General features: G+C 55.3%; 20 protein-coding genes. 2 read left to right on the top strand and 18 right to left on the bottom strand.

Going from position 1 to position 21,681, the window contains the following annotated elements:
* Positions 1–13: 13 nt before the first annotated feature.
* From BJQ97_RS05980 to BJQ97_RS05925, 12 genes are all read right to left on the bottom strand, one after another.
* Positions 14–598 carry a Uma2 family endonuclease gene (locus BJQ97_RS05980; RefSeq protein WP_160155883.1) on the bottom strand — a complete coding sequence of 195 codons (585 nt, stop codon included), beginning with the start codon at positions 596–598 and terminating at the stop codon, positions 14–16.
* A 67-nt stretch (positions 599–665) separates the two neighbouring features.
* On the bottom strand, positions 666–2,072 hold the full coding sequence (locus tag BJQ97_RS05975; RefSeq protein ID WP_160155882.1) for a sensor histidine kinase: 1,407 nt from the start codon (positions 2,070–2,072) through the stop codon (positions 666–668).
* A 2-nt stretch (positions 2,073–2,074) separates the two neighbouring features.
* Entirely contained in the window at positions 2,075–2,749 is a 675-nt protein-coding gene (locus tag BJQ97_RS05970; protein ID WP_160155881.1) for a response regulator transcription factor, read from the bottom strand.
* Positions 2,750–3,724 carry a YncE family protein gene (locus BJQ97_RS05965; RefSeq protein WP_160155880.1) on the bottom strand — a complete coding sequence of 325 codons (975 nt, stop codon included), beginning with the start codon at positions 3,722–3,724 and terminating at the stop codon, positions 2,750–2,752.
* Between the two features lie 117 nt (positions 3,725–3,841).
* Positions 3,842–5,179 carry a dihydrolipoamide acetyltransferase family protein gene (locus tag BJQ97_RS05960; protein WP_160155879.1) on the bottom strand — a complete coding sequence of 446 codons (1,338 nt, stop codon included), beginning with the start codon at positions 5,177–5,179 and terminating at the stop codon, positions 3,842–3,844.
* A gap of 37 nt (positions 5,180–5,216) precedes the next feature.
* Complete coding sequence (locus BJQ97_RS05955) at positions 5,217–6,200, bottom strand: alpha-ketoacid dehydrogenase subunit beta (protein WP_160155878.1); 984 nt, start codon at positions 6,198–6,200, stop codon at positions 5,217–5,219.
* 13 nt (positions 6,201–6,213) lie between these two features.
* Positions 6,214–7,209 carry a thiamine pyrophosphate-dependent dehydrogenase E1 component subunit alpha gene (locus tag BJQ97_RS05950; RefSeq protein ID WP_160155877.1) on the bottom strand — a complete coding sequence of 332 codons (996 nt, stop codon included), beginning with the start codon at positions 7,207–7,209 and terminating at the stop codon, positions 6,214–6,216.
* 66 nt (positions 7,210–7,275) lie between these two features.
* The gene (gene lpdA / locus BJQ97_RS05945; protein WP_160155876.1) at positions 7,276–8,697 is read right to left on the bottom strand and encodes a dihydrolipoyl dehydrogenase; all 1,422 of its coding nucleotides are present in this window, start codon (positions 8,695–8,697) and stop codon (positions 7,276–7,278) included.
* Between the two features lie 30 nt (positions 8,698–8,727).
* Complete coding sequence (gene buk, locus BJQ97_RS05940) at positions 8,728–9,840, bottom strand: butyrate kinase (protein WP_160155875.1); 1,113 nt, start codon at positions 9,838–9,840, stop codon at positions 8,728–8,730.
* Positions 9,841–9,897: 57 nt separating this feature from the next.
* Positions 9,898–11,001, bottom strand: coding sequence for a leucine dehydrogenase (locus BJQ97_RS05935; RefSeq protein WP_044737308.1), 1,104 nt, complete (start codon positions 10,999–11,001; stop codon positions 9,898–9,900).
* A gap of 24 nt (positions 11,002–11,025) precedes the next feature.
* Complete coding sequence (yqiS, locus tag BJQ97_RS05930) at positions 11,026–11,925, bottom strand: phosphate butyryltransferase (protein ID WP_160157548.1); 900 nt, start codon at positions 11,923–11,925, stop codon at positions 11,026–11,028.
* A 138-nt stretch (positions 11,926–12,063) separates the two neighbouring features.
* The gene (locus tag BJQ97_RS05925) at positions 12,064–14,124 is read right to left on the bottom strand and encodes a sigma-54 interaction domain-containing protein (protein WP_160155874.1); all 2,061 of its coding nucleotides are present in this window, start codon (positions 14,122–14,124) and stop codon (positions 12,064–12,066) included.
* 139 nt (positions 14,125–14,263) lie between these two features.
* On the opposite strand from BJQ97_RS05925, the gene BJQ97_RS05920 reads away from it, so the two are divergent.
* Positions 14,264–14,512 carry a DUF2627 domain-containing protein gene (locus tag BJQ97_RS05920; protein ID WP_160155873.1) on the top strand — a complete coding sequence of 83 codons (249 nt, stop codon included), beginning with the start codon at positions 14,264–14,266 and terminating at the stop codon, positions 14,510–14,512.
* Between the two features lie 73 nt (positions 14,513–14,585).
* On the opposite strand, the gene BJQ97_RS05915 is transcribed toward BJQ97_RS05920, so the two are convergent.
* Complete coding sequence (locus tag BJQ97_RS05915) at positions 14,586–15,314, bottom strand: glycerophosphodiester phosphodiesterase (RefSeq protein WP_160155872.1); 729 nt, start codon at positions 15,312–15,314, stop codon at positions 14,586–14,588.
* A 108-nt stretch (positions 15,315–15,422) separates the two neighbouring features.
* Here BJQ97_RS05915 and BJQ97_RS05910 point away from each other — a divergent pair, with 108 nt between their 5' ends.
* Entirely contained in the window at positions 15,423–15,581 is a 159-nt protein-coding gene (locus tag BJQ97_RS05910) for a YycC family protein (RefSeq protein WP_160155871.1), read from the top strand.
* 129 nt (positions 15,582–15,710) lie between these two features.
* Here the strand turns inward: BJQ97_RS05910 and spo0A are convergent, their stop codons facing one another.
* The 5 genes from spo0A to BJQ97_RS05885 all read right to left on the bottom strand — a co-directional run bounded on the left by spo0A (position 15,711) and on the right by BJQ97_RS05885 (position 21,679).
* Positions 15,711–16,529, bottom strand: a complete 819-nt coding sequence (gene spo0A / locus BJQ97_RS05905) for a sporulation transcription factor Spo0A (RefSeq protein ID WP_201451663.1) — start codon at positions 16,527–16,529, stop codon at positions 15,711–15,713.
* A gap of 383 nt (positions 16,530–16,912) precedes the next feature.
* Positions 16,913–18,208 carry a SpoIVB peptidase gene (spoIVB, locus tag BJQ97_RS05900; RefSeq protein WP_160155869.1) on the bottom strand — a complete coding sequence of 432 codons (1,296 nt, stop codon included), beginning with the start codon at positions 18,206–18,208 and terminating at the stop codon, positions 16,913–16,915.
* A gap of 271 nt (positions 18,209–18,479) precedes the next feature.
* Positions 18,480–20,201 carry a DNA repair protein RecN gene (gene recN, locus BJQ97_RS05895; protein WP_160155868.1) on the bottom strand — a complete coding sequence of 574 codons (1,722 nt, stop codon included), beginning with the start codon at positions 20,199–20,201 and terminating at the stop codon, positions 18,480–18,482.
* 126 nt (positions 20,202–20,327) lie between these two features.
* A complete protein-coding gene (gene ahrC, locus BJQ97_RS05890; RefSeq protein WP_044730880.1) occupies positions 20,328–20,777 on the bottom strand; it encodes a transcriptional regulator AhrC/ArgR in 450 nt (149 codons plus the stop codon).
* Positions 20,778–20,830: 53 nt separating this feature from the next.
* The gene (locus BJQ97_RS05885) at positions 20,831–21,679 is read right to left on the bottom strand and encodes a TlyA family RNA methyltransferase (protein WP_160155867.1); all 849 of its coding nucleotides are present in this window, start codon (positions 21,677–21,679) and stop codon (positions 20,831–20,833) included.
* Positions 21,680–21,681 lie beyond the last annotated feature (2 nt).

The raw sequence follows: 21,681 nt of genomic DNA, 5'->3' as shown, positions 1-21,681 counted from the left end.
AACTGCCATTTATTCATTGGAAAATGTTTCGCAAATCGATCAAGAAGTCCTTCAATACATGAACGGAAACAGCCTCATCCCGGTTGTACACTTCATGAAGTTCCAGTCTTCCTGTTGTTCCGCGCAAATACACTTCCACCACTTGATTCGCCGGGTCAACGATCCAATATTCCTTCACCCCAGCCCGCTCATAGGCGATCCGTTTGTCCATCCGGTCGATTTTGGCCGTGGCGGGGAACAAAATCTCCACGACCAAATCCGGCGCCCCGACAATGCGATTTTTTTGAATTTTGTTTTTGTCGCAGATGACGACGAGATCGGGGCATACCCAGTTTCGGACGTTTTCATCCATCCATCGCTTTCGATGATCTTCGAAAAGATACACATCGATCGGGGCGGCCAACACGCGGCAATCCTTCCCACGAAGATGCATCCCAAATTCAATGGAAAGCTGGAGCGAAACGGATTGATGTTCCGGCGTCGGCGACGGCGCCATGCTGATGATGTTTCCGTCCAACACCTCGCAACGCTTTCCTTCCGGCCACGCCGCATACTCTTTGTAGGTCATAGGGGCCTGTTCCTTTTCTGGTGAGCCCATATCCTCCATCCCCCTCCTATTTTTTATATTGATTATACACCATCAATTCCTGCGTCTTGAACGATGTTTATTCCTCTTCCCGAACGAGCGGCAAGCGGACGAATACGGTCGTCCCGCGTCCAAGGTCGCTGTCGAACTCGATCGCCCCGTCATGAAGGGCGACGATTTGTTTGACGATGGCAAGCCCTAAGCCGGTGCCTCCTTCTTTGCGGGTGCGGGCGCGGTCGACGCGGAAAAAGCGCTGACCGAGAAGTGGGAGCTGGTCTTTGGGAATGCCTTTGCCCGTGTCTTGGATGACAAGCTCGCCTTCCGCTTCCGACAAGCGGGAAAGCCGCACCGTCACCACGCCGCCTTCCGAGGTGTAGCGGATAGCGTTGTCAAGCAAGTTGCGCACGACTTGTTCGAGCCGATCGGCGTCGCCATTGACAATAAGGCCGTAGTCCAACTCACACGCCAGCTCGATCCGCTTTTGCGCGGCGATCGGTTCGTACGTGGCGATGACATCTTCGATCACTTGGGCGAACGCCACCGGCGCGCGCTCGAGCGGCACGCTTTGCCCTTCAAGACGCGCCAAATCTAGAAGATCGCGCACCAGCCGCTCCATCCGTTCCGTTTCGCGATGGATGAGGCGAAGATGCGCCTTTTTCTCCTCCTCCGTTTTCGCGAGGCCAGCAAGGAGCGCTTCGCTGTATCCTTTCATATAGCTGAGCGGCGTGCGCAGCTCGTGCGAGACGTTCGCTAAAAACTCGCGCTTCCGCTCGTCTTCTTTGGCGATAGCGTGTGCCATTTCGTTGAACGCCTTCGCAAGCCGGCCGATTTCATCATCGCTCCGCACGGGGATGTCCGCCTCATAACGTCCTTCCGCCATGCGTTCTGCCGCTCGTTCCATCGCTTGGAGCGGCTCGGTCATCTGCAGCACCATCCGCCGCCCGGCCACCAACAGCGCGCCGGCGAACACGGCGGCGAACGGCCAAAACACAGAGGCCGCCCGCTTCGTTGCTGCCTGAACGTCGGCTAACGGCAAATACAAGTAAATCGCTCCTTCAAGCCGCTTGCCGTCCAAAAGCGGAACGACGACCGCCATCACGCGGCGGCCGAACCGCTTTTCGTATCCCGTTTTGACGACGGGCTTCCCGGCTAACAGCGTTTCCCGGTCGCCGCCGCTCACGAGGGAATCGTAGCTGACTGGAAACGGCCAGCAGGCGCTCAATTCGCGCGGATTGTCGATCAACAGAATGGTGGCGGTCGATTTTTCGTCATACCATTCGATTTGGCGGCGGTATGGCTCACTGATGGCCCCGCCGCGATAGTCGCGGGCGAGGCTCGTCCCTTCCGCAATCAACGTTCGCTCGACTTCTTTCATGTACACCGTCCGGTAAAAATAATTCAAAAGGCCAAACGAAAACGCCAGCGTCACCACGACCGCCGCGCCGATCGAAAGCCATATTTTCTGTCCTAACCGAAGCCTCCTCATGTTCATCCCTCAAACTTGTAGCCGATGCCCCATACGGTTTGGATATGGCGGGCGGCGTCTTTCAGTTTCATGCGCAGCGTTTTCACATGCGTATCGACCGTGCGGGCGTTTCCCGTATAGTCGTACCCCCACACCTTGATGAGCAAATCATCGCGGCTGAACACGTGACCGCGGTGCTTCGCCAAAAACAGCAAAAGCTCAAACTCTTTCAACGTCAGCCTCACGGGATCGCCGCCGACGGCCACCGTCCGGCCTTTTTCATCGATGACAAGCTCGCCAAACTGCAGCCGTCCGTCGTGCTCGCTCCCGCGCTGCATCCGGCGCAGCACCGCCTCGAGACGGGCGACGAGCTCGCCGGGGCTGAACGGCTTGACGATGTAATCGTCGCCGCCAAGCTTCAATCCTTTCACTTTATCCCATTCTTCCCCCAGTGCCGTCAAAAACAAAATCGGCACGTCCGACTGCTGGCGGATGCGGGCGCAGACGGAAAAACCGTCTTGATTCGGCATCATCACATCAAGCAAGATGGCGTCCACCTTTTGACTCGCCATCACCGCGAGCGCCTCCTCCCCGTCTCCCGCTTCCAAGCAGCGGAAGCCCGCGTTTTCCAAATACATGCCGACCAACAGGCGCATCTCTTCTTCATCATCAACAATCAACACCGTTCGCTTGTCCATTTACCGTCCCTCCCGAATGAGCAACTGCAGCGGGCCGTCTCCCGTCTTCCAGCGGGCAAGCGGACGCATCGTCGCTTCGTCGACAACGATGATTTCATCGCTGTCATAGCTGGCGATATACAGGCGGCCGGATGCCGCCTCCATGGCAAACGGATTGGCGCCGACAGACGCCGAAGCGAGCTGTTTTCCTTCTTTTGAAAACTGATAGACCGTGTTCGAACCGTGGCTTAGCACAAACACGCCGCGGCGCGTTTCGACAAAATCGACCGGCATGACCGGGGCGGCAATCGTCCGGAGCAAGCGGCCGTCTTGAAGCGAATAGACGTGAATATTCTTCTCCACCTTGTTCCCGCTTCCATGCCCGCCGACCCAAAGCTCCCCTTGCCGCTCGCGCACCAATCCTCCCAGGGCGAGCTTGGGCACCGCAAACGAATGGAGGACGCGGCGTCGTTCCACATCGATGACAAACGCACGGCCGTCTTGAAAATCGATGGCATACAGCCTCATTCCATGGCGATTGACAAGCAGCGTCATCGGAGAGCGTCCGACCGAAAGGCGGGCGATTTCCTTCCCCTCTTTGTCCACGACAAGCACGGCATGATGTTCGCTGTCGCCGAAAAACCACGTGCGGCCATCGGGAGATGGAGCCGCGCTGACGATGCCGCTTCCCGTTTTCCACTCCGAAAGCGGCTTTCCCGTCGCCAAATCGTACCGATACACGCGGTCAAGCTCCCGTCCGTACAAAAGAAGCGTCCGTCCGTCCGGGCTCAACGCTCCGCCTTGAAACGGTTCGTTGATGTGCCAACGAGCGACCTTTTCGCCGTTGTTCGCGTTCAAAAACGTGACCGTTTCCGCTTTGACATCGAGGCTGATGATGACCGAAAGCGAATCAGCGATCGGGGGAAACGATGTTTTCACGCAGCCGCTTAGCAGCAAAAGCCCACATAACAACATCCACATGATTGCTCGATTCATTTGGCGGTTCTCCTTTGCACGTTCGTTTCTGTCCCTCATTATACATCACATTTGTGAAAGAAGTTTGAAATCGCCCGACGAAAAAAGCCCCTCCGCACTAGGCGATGGGGCAAACCGTTAATAAATCGGCGTGTTGTCTTTATTCATGTTTTCCAAAATCGCTTTGACGCGGGCGAGGAAGCGGCCGCAAATCAAGCCGTCCAAGACGCGGTGGTCGAGCGACAAGCATAAGTTGACCATGTCGCGGATGGCGATCATGCCATCTTTGACGACCGGGCGTTTGACGATCGTTTCCACTTGCAAAATGGCCGCTTGCGGATAATTGATTATGCCCATCGACTGCACCGAGCCGAACGCGCCGGTGTTGTTGACGGTAAACGTGCCGCCTTGCATGTCTTCCGGACGGAGTTTGCCGGCGCGCGTTTTCGCCGCCAGTTCAGCGATTTCGCGGGCGATGCCTTTGATCGTTTTTTCGTCAGCGTGCTTGATGACCGGAACGAACAAGGCATCATCCGTCGCGACGGCAATGGAAATGTTGATGTCTTTGCGCTGGATGATCTTATCGCCGGCCCACACCGAGTTCAGCTGCGGGAATTCCTTCAGCGCTTGGGCGACCGCTTTGACGAAGAAGGCGAAATACGTCAAATTGAAGCCTTCGCGCCGCTTGAACTCGTCTTTGATGGCATCGCGGTAGGCGACAAGGTCGGTGACGTCGACTTCGACCATCGTCCAGGCGTGCGGCGCTTCGTGTTTGCTGCGGAGCATGTTCGCGGCGATCGCTTTGCGCACCGGGGTGACCGGGATTTCGATGTCGCCCGCTCCCGCTTCAATCGTTGGCGCCGCTGGTTTGATCGGCGCTGTCGCCGGCGCGGTTTGCGCGGCAGCGGCAGACGGTTGGACCGGCGCGGCGGCCGGGGTTGGTTGTTCCGTTCTCGGTTCGGCTTTTGGCGCCGCTTCTTCCGCCGGTGCCGCTCCTGCTTTCGGAATTTGCCCGGACTCAATGAGTTTGAGCAAATCTTTGCGCGTCACCCGCCCGCCAAGGCCGGTGCCTTTCACTTGTTCAAGGTCAATGCCGTGTTCTTGGGCGAGGCGGAGCACGGCCGGCGAGTAGCGGCCGTTGTTTGCCCGGTCGGCCTTTTTCGAAGCGGCCGGCGGAGCGTTGTCTTCCGCTTTCGACGCTTCCTCCGCCGGCTTCGCTTCCGGCGCGGCGGCGCCTTCAACTTCGATCGTGCAAATCGGGGCGCCGACTGGGAGCGTCTCTCCTTCTTTGGCGATCAGCTCGCGGATGACACCGGCAAACGACGACGGAATTTCCGCGCTCACTTTATCGGTGATGACTTCGGCGACCGGATCGTATTTGTTCACTTTATCGCCCGGGGAGACGAGCCATTTGCTGATCGTGCCTTCGGTGACGCTCTCCCCAAGCTGAGGCATCGTCAATTGTTCGATGGCCACATCGATACCCTCCTATCTTTGCTGCAATGTCTTCGCCTTAAAACGCCGCGAGTTCGCGCATCGCTTTTTCGACTTTTTCCGGATTGACCATAAAGAACTTTTCCATCGTCGGCGCATACGGCATCGCCGGGACGTCCGGACCGGCCAAGCGCATAATCGGCGCGTCGAGCTCAAACAGGCAATGCTCAGCAATAATGGCCGCAACTTCGCTCATGACGCTGCCTTCTTTATTGTCTTCCGTGATGAGCAGCACTTTCCCCGTTTTGCTCGCCGCTTCGATGATCGCTTCTTTATCAAGCGGATAGACGGTGCGCAAATCCAATAGGTGAACGGAAATGCCGTCTTGGGCGACGCGCTCGGCCGCCTGCAAAGCAAAATGGACGCATAGCCCGTACGTGATGACTGTGATGTCATCTCCTTCACGCTTGACGTCCGCCTTGCCGATCGGAAGCACGTAGTCGTCCTCCGGCACTTCCCCTTTAATGAGGCGGTAGGCGCGTTTATGCTCGAAAAAGAGCACCGGGTCTTCGTCGCGAATCGCCGCTTTCAAAAGCCCTTTCACATCGTACGGCGTCGACGGCATGACGATCTTCAGCCCCGGCTGATTGGCGAAAATCGCTTCCACTGATTGCGAGTGGTACAGGGCGCCATGCACCCCGCCGCCGTACGGGGCGCGAATCACAATCGGGCAGTTCCAGTCGTTGTTTGAGCGGTAGCGGATGCGGGCCGCTTCGGAAATAATTTGGTTGACCGCCGGCATAATAAAGTCGGCAAACTGAATCTCAGCAATCGGGCGCAAGCCGTACATCGCCGCGCCGATGCCAACGCCGACGATCGCCGATTCCGAAAGCGGCGTGTCGATGACGCGCTCTTCGCCGAACTGCTCGTACAATCCTTGCGTCGCTTTAAACACTCCACCTTTTTTGCCGACGTCTTCTCCTAACACAAACACGCGCGGGTCGCGCTCCATTTCTTCGCGAATCGCCATCGTAACCGCATCAATATACGAAATGACAGGCATCGTCGATTCCCCCTTACTCCTCGGCATACACGTAACGAAGCGCGTGCTCCGGTTCGGCATACGGAGCCTTCTCGGCGTAGTCGGTCGCTTCGTTCACTTCCTTCATGACGCGTTCTTGAATTTCTTGCTCTCGCTCATCGGTCAAAACGCCCGTTTCTTTCAAATAGTTGGCAAACGACACGATCGGATCTTTGGCGCGCGCTTCAGCGAGCTCTTCTTCCGTCCGGTAGACGCGGTGGTCGTCGTCCGACGAGTGCGACGTCAAGCGGTATGTCACCGCTTCAATGAGCGTCGGCCCTTCGCCGCGGCGGGCGCGGTCGGCCGCTTCTTTCACGACGCGGTACACTTCAAGCGGATCGGTGCCGTCGACCGTATAGCCCGGCATGCCGTAGCCGATGGCGCGATCCGACACTTTCTCACATGCGAGTTGTTTCGAAATCGGCACGGAAATAGCGTATTTGTTGTTTTCGCACATGAAGATGACCGGAAGCTTGTGAACGCCGGCGAAGTTTGCCCCTTCGTGGAAATCGCCTTGGTTTGACGACCCTTCCCCGAACGTGACGAAGGCGACAAAATCTTTCTTTTCCATTTTCGCCGCCAACGCAAAACCGACCGCATGCGGCACTTGTGTCGTCACAGGCGATGAGCCGGTGACGATCCGGTTTTTCTTTTTCCCAAAATGCCCCGGCATTTGCCGGCCGCCGGAGTTCGGGTCTTCCGCCTTGGCGAACGCCGCCAGCATCAATTCTCTTGGCGTCATGCCAAACGTGAGTACAACGCCCATATCGCGGTAATACGGCAAGACGTAATCTTTCGTCCGGTCAAGGGCGAACGCCGCGCCGACTTGCGCTGCCTCCTGCCCTTGGCATGAAATGACGAACGGAATTTTCCCCGCGCGGTTTAACAGCCACATACGCTCATCGAGCTTGCGGGCGAGAAGCATCGTTTCATACATTTCCAACACCGTGTCATCGCTTAATCCGAGCGCCTGATGACGGTTTTGCGCCATCGCAACAACCTCCCTTAGATTCACATAGTCAACCAATGATTACACGCCGAGCGGATGCTCCATAAATTAAAAATGAATCGCTTTGCCGTCGACCGCCAGCGCCGCTTCCGCCATGGCCTCCGACAGCGTCGGATGCGGATGAATGGCATGCGCCACTTCCCAAGGAGCCGCATCGAGCACACGGGCGAGCCCGGCTTCGGAAATCAAATCGGTCACGTGCGGGCCGACCATATGGACGCCAAGCAGATCGTCCGTGTTCCGGTCGGCGACGATTTTCACAAACCCTTCCGCTTCGCCGAATACGAGCGCCTTGCCAATGGCTTTAAACGGAAACTTGCCGACTTTGACGTCATAGCCTTTTGCTTTTGCTTCCTGCTCCGTCAAGCCGACTGCCGCCGCCTCCGGACGGGTGTAAATGCACCGTGGCACCATCGTATAGTCAATCGGCGCTGGATTGTGCCCGGCTAAATGCTCAATGGCAACGATCCCTTCATGGGCGGCGACATGGGCAAGCTGCAAGCCGCCGATCACATCACCGATCGCGTAAATGTGCGATTCTTTCGTTTGGCCGAACTCATTCGTTTGAATATAGCCCTTTTCCACGACGATGTCCGTGTTTTCCAAGCCGATTCCTTCGATGTTCGCCTGCCGTCCGACGGAAACGAGCATCTTGTCGGCCTTGAACGTTTTCCGTTCACCGTTATGCTCCGCTTGAATGACAACGCCATTTCCTTTCGCGAGCGTTTCCGGCAACACCCGCGCCCCCGTGACGATGTTGACACCGCGGCGGCGGAGCAGTTTTTCCATTTCTTTTGACACGTCTTCATCCTCTGTCGGCAAAATGCGATCGGCATACTCAAGCACGGTGACATCCACGCCGAAATCGTTCAGCATCGACGCCCATTCCATGCCGATCACGCCGCCGCCGACGATCAAGATGGACGATGGGAGCGTCTCCATTTGCAGCGCTTCATCGGACGTCATCACAAATTCGCCGTCCGGCTCGAGCCCCGGCAGCGTGCGCGGCCGCGAGCCGGTGGCGATGACGACAAATTTCGGCACAAGCATTTCGTTTTCGCTGCCGTCGTTCATTTCGACCGACACCGTCCCCGAAAGCGGCGAGAAAATCGATGGGCCGAGCAGGCGGCCGGTGCCGGCGTACACATCGATTTTCCCTTTTTTCATCAAATGTTGAACGCCTTTATGGAGCTGCTCGACGATGGCCGCTTTGCGCGCCTGCACTTTGGCAAAATCGAGGCGCACGCCGTCGGCGATGACGCCAAACGCCTCGCCGTTTTTCGCTTGCGCGTACACTTCCGCACTGCGAAGCAACGCTTTGGACGGAATGCAACCCGCGTGCAGGCACGTGCCGCCGAGTTTCCCTTTTTCCACAACGGCCGTTTTCAACCCGAGCTGCGAGGCGCGAATGGCGGCCACATAGCCGCCCGTTCCTCCGCCGAGAATGACGACATCGTATTCTTTTGCCATCTTGCCTTCTCCTTTCTGTCCGTTGCCGCATCAGCGCCGGGCTGGAACCGGCGAAACGACCTCGCCTGGATACACTTTTTCCTCTTCTTCGCCGCGCAGGACGCGAAGCGCGCCTTCGGCGAGCGCCTGTAGTTCGTTTTCGCCCGGATGGACGATGACATCGGCGATCCATTGGACGCGGCGGGTGATCTGTTCAACAAACGATTTACCGTACGCCAAACCGCCGGTCAAAATGATGGCGTCGACTTTGCCGGAAAGCACGGCGCTTGCCGCACCGATTTCTTTCGCCACTTGGTACGCCATCGCCTCATACACAAGTTTCGCTTTCTCGTCTCCGTCTTCGATCATGTTTTCGACTTTCACCGCATCGTTCGTGCCAAGATACCCAACAAGGCCGCCGCCGCCGACGAGCATGTTCATGATCTCTTCGCGGTAATATTCGCCAGAGAAGCATAAAGCAACCAAATCGCCCGCCGGCACCGTCCCGGCGCGCTCCGGGCTGAACGGGCCTTCGCCGTCAAGCCCATTGTTGACATCAACGACCCTTCCTTGCTTATGGGCGCCGACCGTGATGCCGCCGCCCATATGGGCGACGATCAAGTTCAATTCGTCATACCGCTTGCCAAGCTGTTTGGCGACGCGGCGCGCGACCGCTTTTTGGTTTAAAGCGTGGAAAATGCTGCGCCGCTCAATGAGCGGAAATCCGCTGATCCGGGCGATCGGGTCGAGCTCATCGACGACGACCGGATCGACGATGAAGGCTGGAATGTTTAAGGCCGAGGCGATTTCATGCGCCAAAATGCCGCCGAGGTTGGACGCGTGCTGGCCGGAATATCCGCGCCGCAAATCTTCAAGCATCGTCTCATTGACGCGGTACGTCCCGCCTTCGATCGGGCGGAGGAGCCCCCCGCGGCCGCAGACGGCGCTCAATTTCGATAAATTGATCCCTTCTTCATCCAGTGCTTGCAAAATCGTTTGCTTGCGGAACTCATACTGGTCCGCGATTGTTTTATATTGCCGAAGCACATCCGCCTCATGGCGGATCGTTTTTTCGAGCAATGGCCGTTCGTTTTCAAAGACGCCGATTTTCGTTGAAGTCGATCCTGGATTGATCGTTAAAATGCGAAACTTCTGCTCTTCCATCGTTGCTGTCCCTCCATCATCCGCCGGCGGGGCGGAAGGCCGCCCCCTCGCCTCTATCTAACGGGCGCGGCGGCGGCTTAAAATATGATGGCCGTTTTGCAAAAATTGGCTGCGCGCTTTGCGCATCGTTTCAATTCGTTCTTCGGCCATCCGGTCAGCGGCCACATACGTTGGAATGTTGTCGCGCTTGGCGATCGCGAACACTTTTTCGATGTTGTCATAAATTTGCTCGATTTTTTTCATCGCCCGTTCGCGGTTGTAGCCGTAGAGCTCGTCCGCGACGTTGATGACGCCGCCGGCGTTGATCACATAATCCGGTGCATAGACGATGCCCATTTCATGGATCATGTCGCCATGGCGCGGCTCTTTCAGCTGGTTGTTCGCCGAGCCGGCGATCACTTTTGCTTTCAGCTGCGGAATCGTTTGGTCGTTGATGATGCCGCCTAGCGCGCACGGAGCGAAAATGTCGCACTCCACGCCGTAAATGTCGTTCGGGTCGACCGCTTTCGCGCCAAATTCCTCGACCGCCCGCGCCACCGCTTCCTTGTTGATGTCGGTAACGATGAGTTTCGCTCCTTCTTCATGCAAATGGCGGCATAAATGGTAGGCGACATTGCCAACCCCTTGGACGGCGACGACTTTTCCTTCGAGCGAATCGCTGCCAAACGCTTCCTTCGCCGCCGCTTTCATCCCGCGATATACGCCGTAAGCCGTGGCCGGCGACGGGTTGCCGGATGAGCCGAATTCCGGCGAAATGCCGGTGACATAGTCCGTTTCTTGATAGATGATGTCCATATCGGCAACAGTCGTACCGACGTCTTCCGCCGTGATGTAGCGGCCGTTCAGCCCTTGAATGAACCGGCCGAACGCGCGGAACATCGCCTCGTTTTTATCTTTGCGCGGATCGCCGATGATGACCGTTTTGCCACCGCCTAAGTTGAGGCCGGCGGCCGCGTTTTTGTACGTCATGCCGCGGGCGAGGCGCAAGGCGTCTTCAAGCGCCTCTTCTTCCGAATTGTACATCCACATGCGCGTCCCGCCTAACGCCGGGCCGAGCGTCGTATCGTGAATGGCGATGATCGCTTTCAAGCCGGATTCTTTATCTTGGCAAAACAACACTTGTTCATAATCATATTTTTCCATATATTGAAACAGTTCCATCACTGATGGCCTCCTCCATCTATTTCATTTTGCCACTGAACAAACAGCAAGCGCCAACGAATACAGTTTGCTTTCCGCCGAGTCGGCGCGCGACGTCAAGACGATCGGCGCCTTCGCCCCTGCGATGACCGCGCCGACGCTGGCCTTCGCAAAATAGACGAGCGACTTGTACAGCATGTTGCCGGATTCAATGTCCGGCACAAGCAAAATATCAGCCTGTCCGGCCACATCGCTTTCAATTCGCTTATGCTTCGCCGCCGCCATCGACACGGCGTTGTCTAACGCGAGCGGTCCGTCAAGCAGGCAATCGCTGATTTGCCCCCGCTTTTGCATCATAGCGAGCGCGGCCGCATCGACGGTTGCCGGCATGGCCGGATTGACCGTCTCCACCGCCGCCAACGCCGCGACTTTCGGGCGCTCAATGCCAATCGAACGCGCTACACTGACCGCGTTGTTGACAATTTGCACCTTTTGCTCTAAATCCGGAGCGATGTTCATCGCCGCATCGGTGACGATGACGAGCCGGTCGAACGCCGGCACCTCGAAAACCGCGACATGGGACAACACCTTCCCAGCGCGCAACCCATACTCCTTGTTCAAGACCGCTTTCAGCAGTGTTGCCGTCGGTACATGCCCTTTCATCAACGCATCCGCCTCGTTCAAATGGACGGCGCGCACGGCAAGCTCTGCGGCTTGCCCAGTCGAATTCGCATGAACGACATCGACGTCGGAAAAGCGGGTGCATCCTTTTTCCTTCAACAGCCGTCCGAGCCGCTCCCGATCGCCATAGAGCACAAAGCGTCCGAGACGGTGTTCGAGCGCCATCGCCACCGCTTCGATTACTTCTTCATCTTCCGCCGCCGCCACGGCCACCGTCCGGTCCTGGCATTGTCTTGCTTCTTCCACTAACGATTCAAGCTTCATCATCTGCACCAACCTTTTCTGCAAATCGTTCGGCACGATCTTTTATGCAAAAACCGTGCCAACTCATTATAACTGAAAACGCTTTTAACACACTGCTTTCGAAAATAAAAGTGTGCAACATTCTTCAATTCACGCAAGTTATTGCATGCTATTTTTGTCAAGCCCGTATTTCTCCAACTTGTAATATAAATTGCGCACCGAAATGCCAAGCGCCCGGGCCGCCGCTGTTTTATTGCCGCGATGACGGCGAAGCGCCTGCTCAATCAAGTTCGCTTCGTATCGGCTCACCATTTCCCCAAGCGGCCGAAGCTCCTCTTCCATCCCCAGTCGAGGCGCCGGCGCCGACGAAGGCGAAGCGAGCGGCGGCAAATGCGCGGCATCGATCATCACTTCATGAAACTTCATGAAAATCATCGCCCGCCCGAGTACGTTTTCGAGCTCGCGGACATTGCCAGGCCAATCGTAGGCAAGCAGCCGCGCCATCGCTTCATCCGTCACCCCTTCGACGTTGCGCCCGTAATCTTGGTTCAGTTTCTGGATCAAATGCCGGCAAAGCGCCGGAATGTCTTCCTTGCGGGCTCGCAGCGGCGGAATGTAAATCGGCATGCGGTTAAGCCGATAATATAAGTCTTCACGAAAGGCGCCTTCGGCAATCGCTTTTTCAAGGTTGACATTCGTTGCAGCGATGACGCGGACGTTGATCGGGATCGGCTTCGTCCCGCCGACGCGGACGATCTCCCGCTCCTGCAAGACGCGGAGCAGCTTGGCCTGCGTGCTGGCCGACAGCTCGCCGATTTCGTCAAGGAAAATGCTTCCGTTGTTTGCTTCTTCAAACAGCCCTCGCTTGCCTCCGCGCCGCGCGCCGGAAAACGCTCCTTCCTCATAGCCAAACAGTTCGCTTTCTAATAATGTTTCCGGAATGGCCGCGCAGTTGACGCGGATAAACTTGTTATACTTCCGGTCGCTCGCGTTGTGAATGGCGTGGGCGAACAGCTCCTTGCCCGTCCCCGATTCCCCCCGCAGCAAAATCGTCGCCGGCGTTTTCGCCGCCAACTTCGCCTGCTCGATGGCCACCTTCATCTCTTCCGACTCGCCAACGATGTCGGCAAACGAATATTTCGCCTCGAGCGTGCGGATGATTTGCCGCGCCCGATTGAGCTCAGCCGTCAGCCGCTGAATTTCCGACACGTCATGAATGACACCGACGCTTCCTTTCAATACACCATCCACAATGATCGGTGCGACATTGACGATGACATCCCGGTTTTTCGGGCCGACTTTCATGCGCGCCCCGCGCACCGGGCGGCGCGTTTTCAATACTTGCATGTGCATGCTTTCCCCTTCCGCGATGTCGGCCGTCGCCGGTTTGCCGATGACGTCTTCCTCCGTCAGGCCGGTGAGCCGTGTATACGCTGGGTTGATCAAAATGCCGTTCCCGTTTTCATCAACGACGGAAATCGCCTCTTCCGACGAGTGGATGATCGCTTCAAGCATCATGCGGACTTCTTTTAAGTCGGTGATTTCTTCCGCCAAAGCGACAAGCTCGGTGATGTCCTTGAATACCGCGAGCGCCCCAAACAGTTTGCCATTATCGATGATCGGGATGCGGGTGGTGATCAATTTTTTTCCATTGGCCAGTTCCACTTCTTGATGAAACTCCGTCTGCTTCGTTTCAAGCACGCGCGGCAAGCCGCTTGACGGCAGAACGGTCAAAATATGCTTGCCGATCACTTTGTCTTTATCGACTTCAAGCAGCTCCGCCGCGCTTTGATTCATATCGGTAATGTAAGCATATTCATCAACGACAATCATGCCATCGTGGGACGAATGAAAGATGAGAGCGCGTCGGGCCGCTTCACTTTTCAGCTCGGCGATGAGCTTTTCTTTTTCCTCAACGAGATCGGCCATCATCCGCGCGACCGCGCTCGGAACAATATTCGTCCCCTCGGGCGCCCGTCGGCGGATTTCTTCTAGGACATCCGCCTTGCCCGTCGTTTCAATGATCAAATCAAGCGGCTCGGCCATCCATGGACGCCAGTCGCTCCCGGCGGCAATGCCCCATTTTTTCGCCAGTTGCAATCCCGGAGCGTGTGCATCTACATCCACGACCGCCGCGACCTCGAACCCTGATGCTCCATGGAGCAGCTTCAACAGCGATGTGCCGCACGAGTCAGCGCCAATGATCATCACTTTTTTCATGTCCATCCACCACACTTTATAGTATGCCAATTTTTGCAGACACTTTTATCATACTTGATTGGCTCTTTCCTTGACAAACGTCCAATAACCGCTAAGATAGTCGATAAGGCCACTCTTTTCGGAAAGGAACGCGATCGCGATGAGGCGAATGATTGCGCTGTTGATTTTAGTCATTCCCGGGCTTGGAGCGGCGCTTGGCATCAAATGGATGCGCGATGCATTGTTTGGCATCAACGGGCCGCTGTTTTCTGCCTTATGGCTCCAATTTCTCGCCGGGCTCGCGCTGTTTGCCGCCGGGCTGGCGTTTCTCGGCGGTTTTTTGCTGCACCGCGACCGGAAGCGCAACAAAGTGCAGGCGCGTTTTCAACGAAAACGAAAAACACCTTGACTCGAAGCGTTGATGCCTTTGCATTGGGAAACATCCATTTCAAGGAAAACAAAAAATGCCTTAACGTCTCTCGTTAAGGCGTTTTCTCTTTCCATTGCTTCGCTTGGCGCGGGTAGTCGGTGAAGACGGCGTCAACGCCATAAGCAAACATCGTTTTCATCACATTTGGCTTATTTACCGTAAACGGGCGGACCGCCACCCCGCGCCGCCGCGCTTCGGCGGCAAATTCCGCCGTCACCGTCCGATAGTGGGGATGCACCCCGTCGGCGTTCATGGCGCGCACATACGTCCATGGGTCATACAGCGGCTCGATGTACAAGAGCGCCGTTTCGATTTCCGGTGCAAGCGTTCGGCAAAGGCGCATGCTATGATGATTGAACGATGACAAAATCGTCCGTTTCTCAAGCCCATAGCGGCGCACGAGGTCGATCGTTTTTTGCTCAAGCGTTTCGTAGGGGATGAGGCTATTTTTCAGCTCGATGTTGACCGCCATCCGTGTTGATGACAGCCAAGCAAGCACTTCTTCAAGATGGGGAATTGGACAATGGCCATACTTGCCTCTCCATTTCGCCGCCGCGTTCAATCGGCGCAGTTCGCGGTACGTGATGGCTTTCACCCAGCCGCTGCCGTCCGTCGTCCGGTCGACCGTTTCGTCATGAATGACGACGATTTCGCCGTCTTTTGTGAGCTGCACATCCAATTCAATGCCGTCCGCCCCTGCTTTTTCCGCCTCGATAAACGCCGCCATCGTATTTTCCGGGTGCGTTCCCGCCGCCCCGCGATGGGCAAAAATCCATGTCATTCTTCCTTCTTCCTTTCGCATTTATTCGCCGTTCAGCCAAGGAGCTGGCCGAAACCGGCGGCCGTTCGTTATACTAAAACTAATACTATGAACAAACGAGGTGAGATGATGCAGCCGTTGAAAATTTCGCTGGAAACGGCGCAAAAGCTGGCCAAAGCGCTCGGCGTGCCGATCGAGCAAATCATGCATATGCCGCCGCACATTTTGGTGAACAAGCTGCTGGAATTGGAGAAAAGAGAAAAAGAACCGTCTGGCCCTTGGCGGTAAAACCGCCTCTGTAACACCACACTGGCGCAAGCCGTGTTCCCCTCTTTTCGCTCCAGCAAGCCGCCAAACGGCAAAAAAGACGCCCGCAATGCGGAGCGTCTTGCCGCTTTGGCTATCATTCGTGTTCCGTTACGATGCCTTATGCTCAAGCCGCAGTTTGTCCGCCACCATGGCGATGAATTCCGAGTTGGTCGGCTTTGCTTTCGAGACGCTCACCGTATAGCCGAACAGCGAGGAAATCGATTCGAGGTTGCCGCGGCTCCAAGCGACTTCGATCGCATGGCGGATGGCGCGCTCGACGCGGCTGGCGGTCGTGTTGTATTTTTTAGCGATGTCCGGATAGAGCACTTTCGTGATGGAGCCGAGCAGTTCGATGTCGTGATACACCATCGCGATCGCTTCGCGCAAGTACAGATAGCCTTTAATATGCGCCGGGACGCCGATTTCATGGATGATGCTCGTAATGCTGGCATCCAAATTTTTCGGTTTGTTGTCGCGCGCCTGGTAGGCAGAGCTGGTTTTTCTGACCATCGGCGCCGTTTTGCCATGAATCTGCCGAATGTGATGGACCAAATTCTCCATGTCGAACGGTTTTAAAATGAAGTAGGAGGCGCCAAGTTCCACTGCCTTTTTCGTGACATCCTCCTGGCCGAACGCCGTCAGCATAATGACGCTCGGCTGATGCTCACAACCTGCGCGGATTTTCTCAAGCACAGCCAACCCATCCAAGTGCGGCATAATGATGTCTAGAAGCAAAATATCCGGCCGCTTTTCCTCGAGCATATGAAGGCAGTCTTGGCCGTTATACGCCGTGCCGATCACTTCCATGTCCGGCTGGCTCGAGATATATTCGTCAAGCAATGTCACCAATTCGCGGTTATCATCGGCAATGCACACCTTAATGCTCAAAACGATCGTCCTCCCCCACTTTTTCTTGCTATGTAACATTCCGTTAACGTACATTCGACAACAGCGGCAAAAAATCCTTTTATTTTTCAAAAAATAAAAATTATAACAAAAAATGGGCTCTTTAGACAATATTCGTTTTCACCAGCGATGCGTTTGTCGAAAAATCTTTACAACTTTCATTTTAACGGATGTTTCACCAAATATCTATGCCAAACCAGCAAAATTTTTGCCGCTTTTTTGAAAAATTTTTAGTGGCAGCCTAACCAATATGGCGGAACCAATCAAGCTGCTCACCGCATTTCGAAACATTGGCCTTGGGATGATCCGGAAGAGATCAACAGCGACCAAATCATCATTCATCATTTCACCAAATATACGCAAGAATCGAGTGTTGGCTGCCGCGAAAAAGCGAGCCGACTTTGTCAGCTCGCTTTCTTTTGTTTGCCGTATAGATCGATGCCTGCCTCTTGCAGCATCCACTCAATGTGGACGCCATAGCCGGATGTCGGATCGTTCACGAAAACGTGCGTCACTGCGCCTACGAGTTTTCCGTCCTGAATGATCGGGCTGCCGCTCATCCCTTGGACGATCCCCCCTGTTTTCTTTAACAAGCGCGGGTCAGTTACGCGAATCACAAGGCCTTTGGTCGCAGGAAATTTCTGCGGAATGGTGCTGACAATTTCCACGTCAAACTGCTCGACTTTGTCGTTTTCCACCACTGTCAATATTTTTGCCGGTCCTTCTTTCACTTGGTTCGCTAAGGCAACCGGGATCGGTTTTGTGAACGGACCGTTCGGCAGTGGTTTGATCAGCTTGCCGAAAATGCCAAACGGGCTGTTGGTGGTGATTGTGCCGATCACTTCTTCGCCGTCGGAAAAGCGGGCTAATTTTTCACCTGGATTGCCGCTCGTCCCTTTTTCGATCGATGTGACAGTCGAGCGCATAATTTGCCCGTTTTGCACGACAATCGGCTTTTTCGTATCCATGTCAGAGATGACATGGCCAAGTGCGCCATATGTTTTTGATTTGGGGTCATAAAATGTCATCGTCCCGATGCCGGCGGCCGAATCACGAATGTACAGGCCGATGCGGTACACATCGTCATGCTTATCTCTCAGCGGAACGAGCTTCACCGTCATGGAGTGCTGATCGCGCAGAATTTTTAGATGAAGCGGTTTTCCCGTTTTGCCGGCCTCCTCAATGAAAGGGGAGAGGTCGCTCATGTTTTCGATTTTTTGGCCGTTAATGCCAATAATGATGTCGCCGACTTGAATGCCGGCTGCCTCTCCCGGCGATTTTTTCCCGTTTTCGGTTTCGACAAGGTGGTAACCGACGACAAGAACGCCGACCGTATTGAGCTTGACGCCGATCGATTGTCCGCCGGGAATGACTTTGAGCGTCGGCAGCACGTTGACATCCACTTGCTTGATCGGCATTCCGGCAACCTGCAACACCATCGTTTCACGTCCCCGGCGTTTCGCCTTTACAGACAGAGAACCGTTTTTTCGCTCAATATTGAGCGTTTCGGGAGCGTTTCGGTCATTGACGGCCGCTTGCACAGGAAGGGAAGCAGCAGAAAATTCAACCGCATCGCCTTCAAACAGGACAAGCTGCTTTGGAATTTGCCAATATTCCTTCATCGGTTTGGAAAAAGCGATGGCCGTCAATATACCAAGGAGAAGCACTCCTGCGATTTTTCTCGCCGTTTCTTTATTCAATGTCGTCCACTCTCCTCGCTCCCGCCTACACCATGCAAAAACGGTTACAGTTTTAATTTTGCCTGAACCGGGGAAAATATAATCGCCCTGCCGATAAAAAAGCCGCCCGGAATTGGATGGACTTGCATCTGGACAGTTGCACGGCTTTTGGCTTATCTTTAATGGAAACACCGCAGTTCTCTTGAGGAGAGCGGGCGCTAAGTCAGAGCAGGCGGCATCAGCCTTCTTTGAGAGGGATGCTCCTCCCTTCGACGAACAGAGGAAACAGGAATCAATGTTTCATTTTCGCCGCCAGTTCCAACAGCTCTTTGGCATGCCGTTTCGTCAGCTCCGTCATCTCGACGCCGGAAATCATCCGCCCGATTTCCTTCACTTTCTCCTCCTCATTGAGCTTCCTGACGACCGTCTTCGTCCGTTCCCCATCCGTCTCTTTGGCGATCAACAAGTGCGTGTCCGCCATCGCGGCGACTTGCGGCAGATGGGAAATGCAAAGCACTTGCGACTGGCTGGCGATGCGGTAAATTTTTTCCGCCATCGCCTGGGCGACGCGTCCGCTGACACCGGTGTCGACCTCATCAAAAACAATCGATGTCACTCCTTGATGTTTGGAAAAAATCGTTTTCAACGCCAGCATAATGCGCGACAGCTCTCCGCCGGAAGCGACTTTGACGAGCGGTTTTAACGGCTCGCCGACGTTCGTCGAAATGTAAAACTCGACGACATCGATGCCATCTTCTTGGAACCTAACCGGCACGCCGTCGACCAACGGGGCATCAAGCGATCCTTGGCGCTTGGCAAATACGATGTCAAATTTCGTTTTGTCCATGTACAAGTCTTTCAGTTCTTGATGAATGCGTTCAATCAGGCGCCGGGCATATGTTTGCCGAACAGCGGTGACGTTTTTCGCCTCCGTGAGCAACTCGTCCGTCACGGCAGCGAGCTGCTGCTTAAGCTCATGCACATGCGTTTCACGATTTTCGATTGTCTCGATTTCCTCGGCGATCGTCTCGGCATAGTGCAAAATATCAGCAATCGTCGCCCCGTATTTTCGTTTGAGCTGCCCGATTTCCGCAAGACGGCTTTCAATGACATCGAGCCGTTCTGGGTCGTACTCCATCTCCTCAATTTGATCGCGCAGCTTGTACATGACTTCCTCGAGCAAATAGTAGCAGTTCGCCGTCGTTTCATGCGCATCTTTGAGCGCTGCATCCATGCCTGCGACGTCATCGAGATGGCGCATCGCCTCCCCGATGGAGTCAAGCCCGCGTCCCTCTCCGGAGAGTGCCTCATAGCTTTTCTGCAGCGCGGTGTAAATTTTTTGAAAATTAACGATTCGAACTTTTTCCTCCATCAGCCGCTCGTCCTCGCCGGGCTCGAGCGCCGCCTGCTCGATTTCGCGCAGCTGAAACGTCAGCAAATCAAGCCGGTGCGCCATTTGCTGTTCATTTTCGCTCAGCTTTTTCAATTTGTTTCCGAGCTCCTCATACCGCTCATAGACGGCGCGGTAGCGGGCAAGCGCCTCTGCCGCCTCCAGGCCGCCGAACTCGTCTAAAAGCGGCAGATGGCGGGACGGATCCATCAGTTCTTGATGTTCATGCTGGCCGTGAATATCAACAAGCGTCGCTCCGATGTCGCGCAGCACCGCTGTAGTGACGAGCTTGCCGTTAATACGGCAGACGCTTTTGCCGTTAGCCAAAATATCGCGGCGCAACACGATCATGCCGTCGCTGGCATCGATGCCAACGTCCGCGCATTTTTGCCAACATGGATGGCCATCATCATCAAGCAAAAACAGCCCTTCAATTTCCGCCTTTTCCGCCCCAAAGCGAACAAATTCAGCGGAACCGCGTCCGCCGATTAACAAATGAATCGCGTCGATGATGATCGATTTGCCGGCTCCCGTTTCGCCGGTTAACACTGTCAGCCCTTTGTCGAACGACAACGAGAGCGACTCGATAATGGCGAAATTTTTAATCGACAGCTCGGCGAGCATTTCACCACTCCTTGCCTGTCCGATTGATTTCTCTTTTGATTATAGCACATATGTTCGTATTTGCAAGCGAGGACCACCCTGTCGTTCCGTCCTTGAACGTGGAACGGAAGCGGGGCCGGTCCTCGACTAGAGCATGGACAACAGCTGGTCGGACACTTTTTCCGCATCTTTCGGCGTACGGCAGATGATTAGGCACGTATCGTCGCCGCAAATCGTACCGACGATTTCGTTCCAATCCAAATTGTCGAGCAAAACGCCGACGGCATGGGCGTTGCCCGGCAGCGTCCGCAAGACGAGCAAGTTGCCCGTTCCGTCAAGCTTCACAAACACATCAACAAGCGCCCGCTTCAGCTTTTGCAACGGATTGAAACGCTGGTCGGACGGAAGGCTGTACTTGTAGCGGCCGTTGGCCATCGGCACTTTGACGAGTTGCATTTCTTTAATGTCGCGCGAGACGGTCGCCTGGGTGACGTTAAAGCCAGCTTCTCTCAGCCGTTCGACAAGCTCGTCTTGCGTTTCGATGTCATGGTTCATAATGATTTCACGAATTTTAATATGCCTTTGCCCTTTGTTCACATTGCGCCACCTCTTTGCTTGCAAAATGCCACGCTGTTGTTCCCCGACCGCCGCTATTCGCCGCGCCCCTCTGTCCTGTCGCCGCGCAAATGGGCATGCGCTTCACGTACGATATGTGCGATCGGCATCGGCAGACGGTTTTCCCCTTTGTGATTTTCTCCCGAATAAACAGCGTGAAGCAAAAACTCAATGTTGCCATCGCCGCCCGTAATTGGCGAATAGGATAAGTGCAAAACATCGAATCCTTCCGCGCAGGCGAATTGAATGATCGATTCGAGCACTTCCTCGTGAATGTTCGGGTCACGAACAACCCCTTTTTTGCCGACCTTTTCCTTGCCGGCCTCAAACTGCGGCTTGACGAGAGCAATCACATCGCCGCCCGGCACAATGACCGTCTTGACGACCGGCAGAATGAGCCGCAACGAAATAAACGAGACATCGATGACAGCTACTTCCGGCAGCCCTTTCGTAAACTGATCCGGCGTCACGTAGCGGAAGTTCGTCCGCTCCATCACAACGACGCGCTCGTCTTGACGCAGCTTCCAGGCAAGCTGGTTGTAGCCGACATCGACGGCATACGTCAGCTTCGCTCCATGCTGCAAGGCGCAGTCGGTGAAACCGCCGGTCGACGCGCCGATGTCAAGAACAATTTTATTTTCCACGCGAATGTGAAACTCGCGCAACGCTTTTTCCAGTTTCAACCCACCGCGGCTGACGTACGGAAGCGGGTTGCCTTTCACCTCAAGCGGAATGTCGGCTGGCACTTTTTCCCCGGGCTTATCGAGTCGAACGTCGTTTGAATAGACAAGCCCGGCCATGATCGCTCTCTTTGCCTTTTCCCGCGTTTCCGCCAGCCCTCGTTCGACAAGCAACACATCGAGCCGTTCTTTTTTCCCTTTCATGT

The sequence above is a fragment of the Geobacillus sp. TFV-3 genome, from assembly GCF_009901865.1.
Taxonomy (GTDB): Bacteria; Bacillota; Bacilli; order Bacillales; family Anoxybacillaceae; genus Geobacillus; species Geobacillus thermoleovorans_A.
Note: the sequence above shows the minus strand (reverse complement) of the source record. Positions and strands in the feature narration are given on the sequence as shown.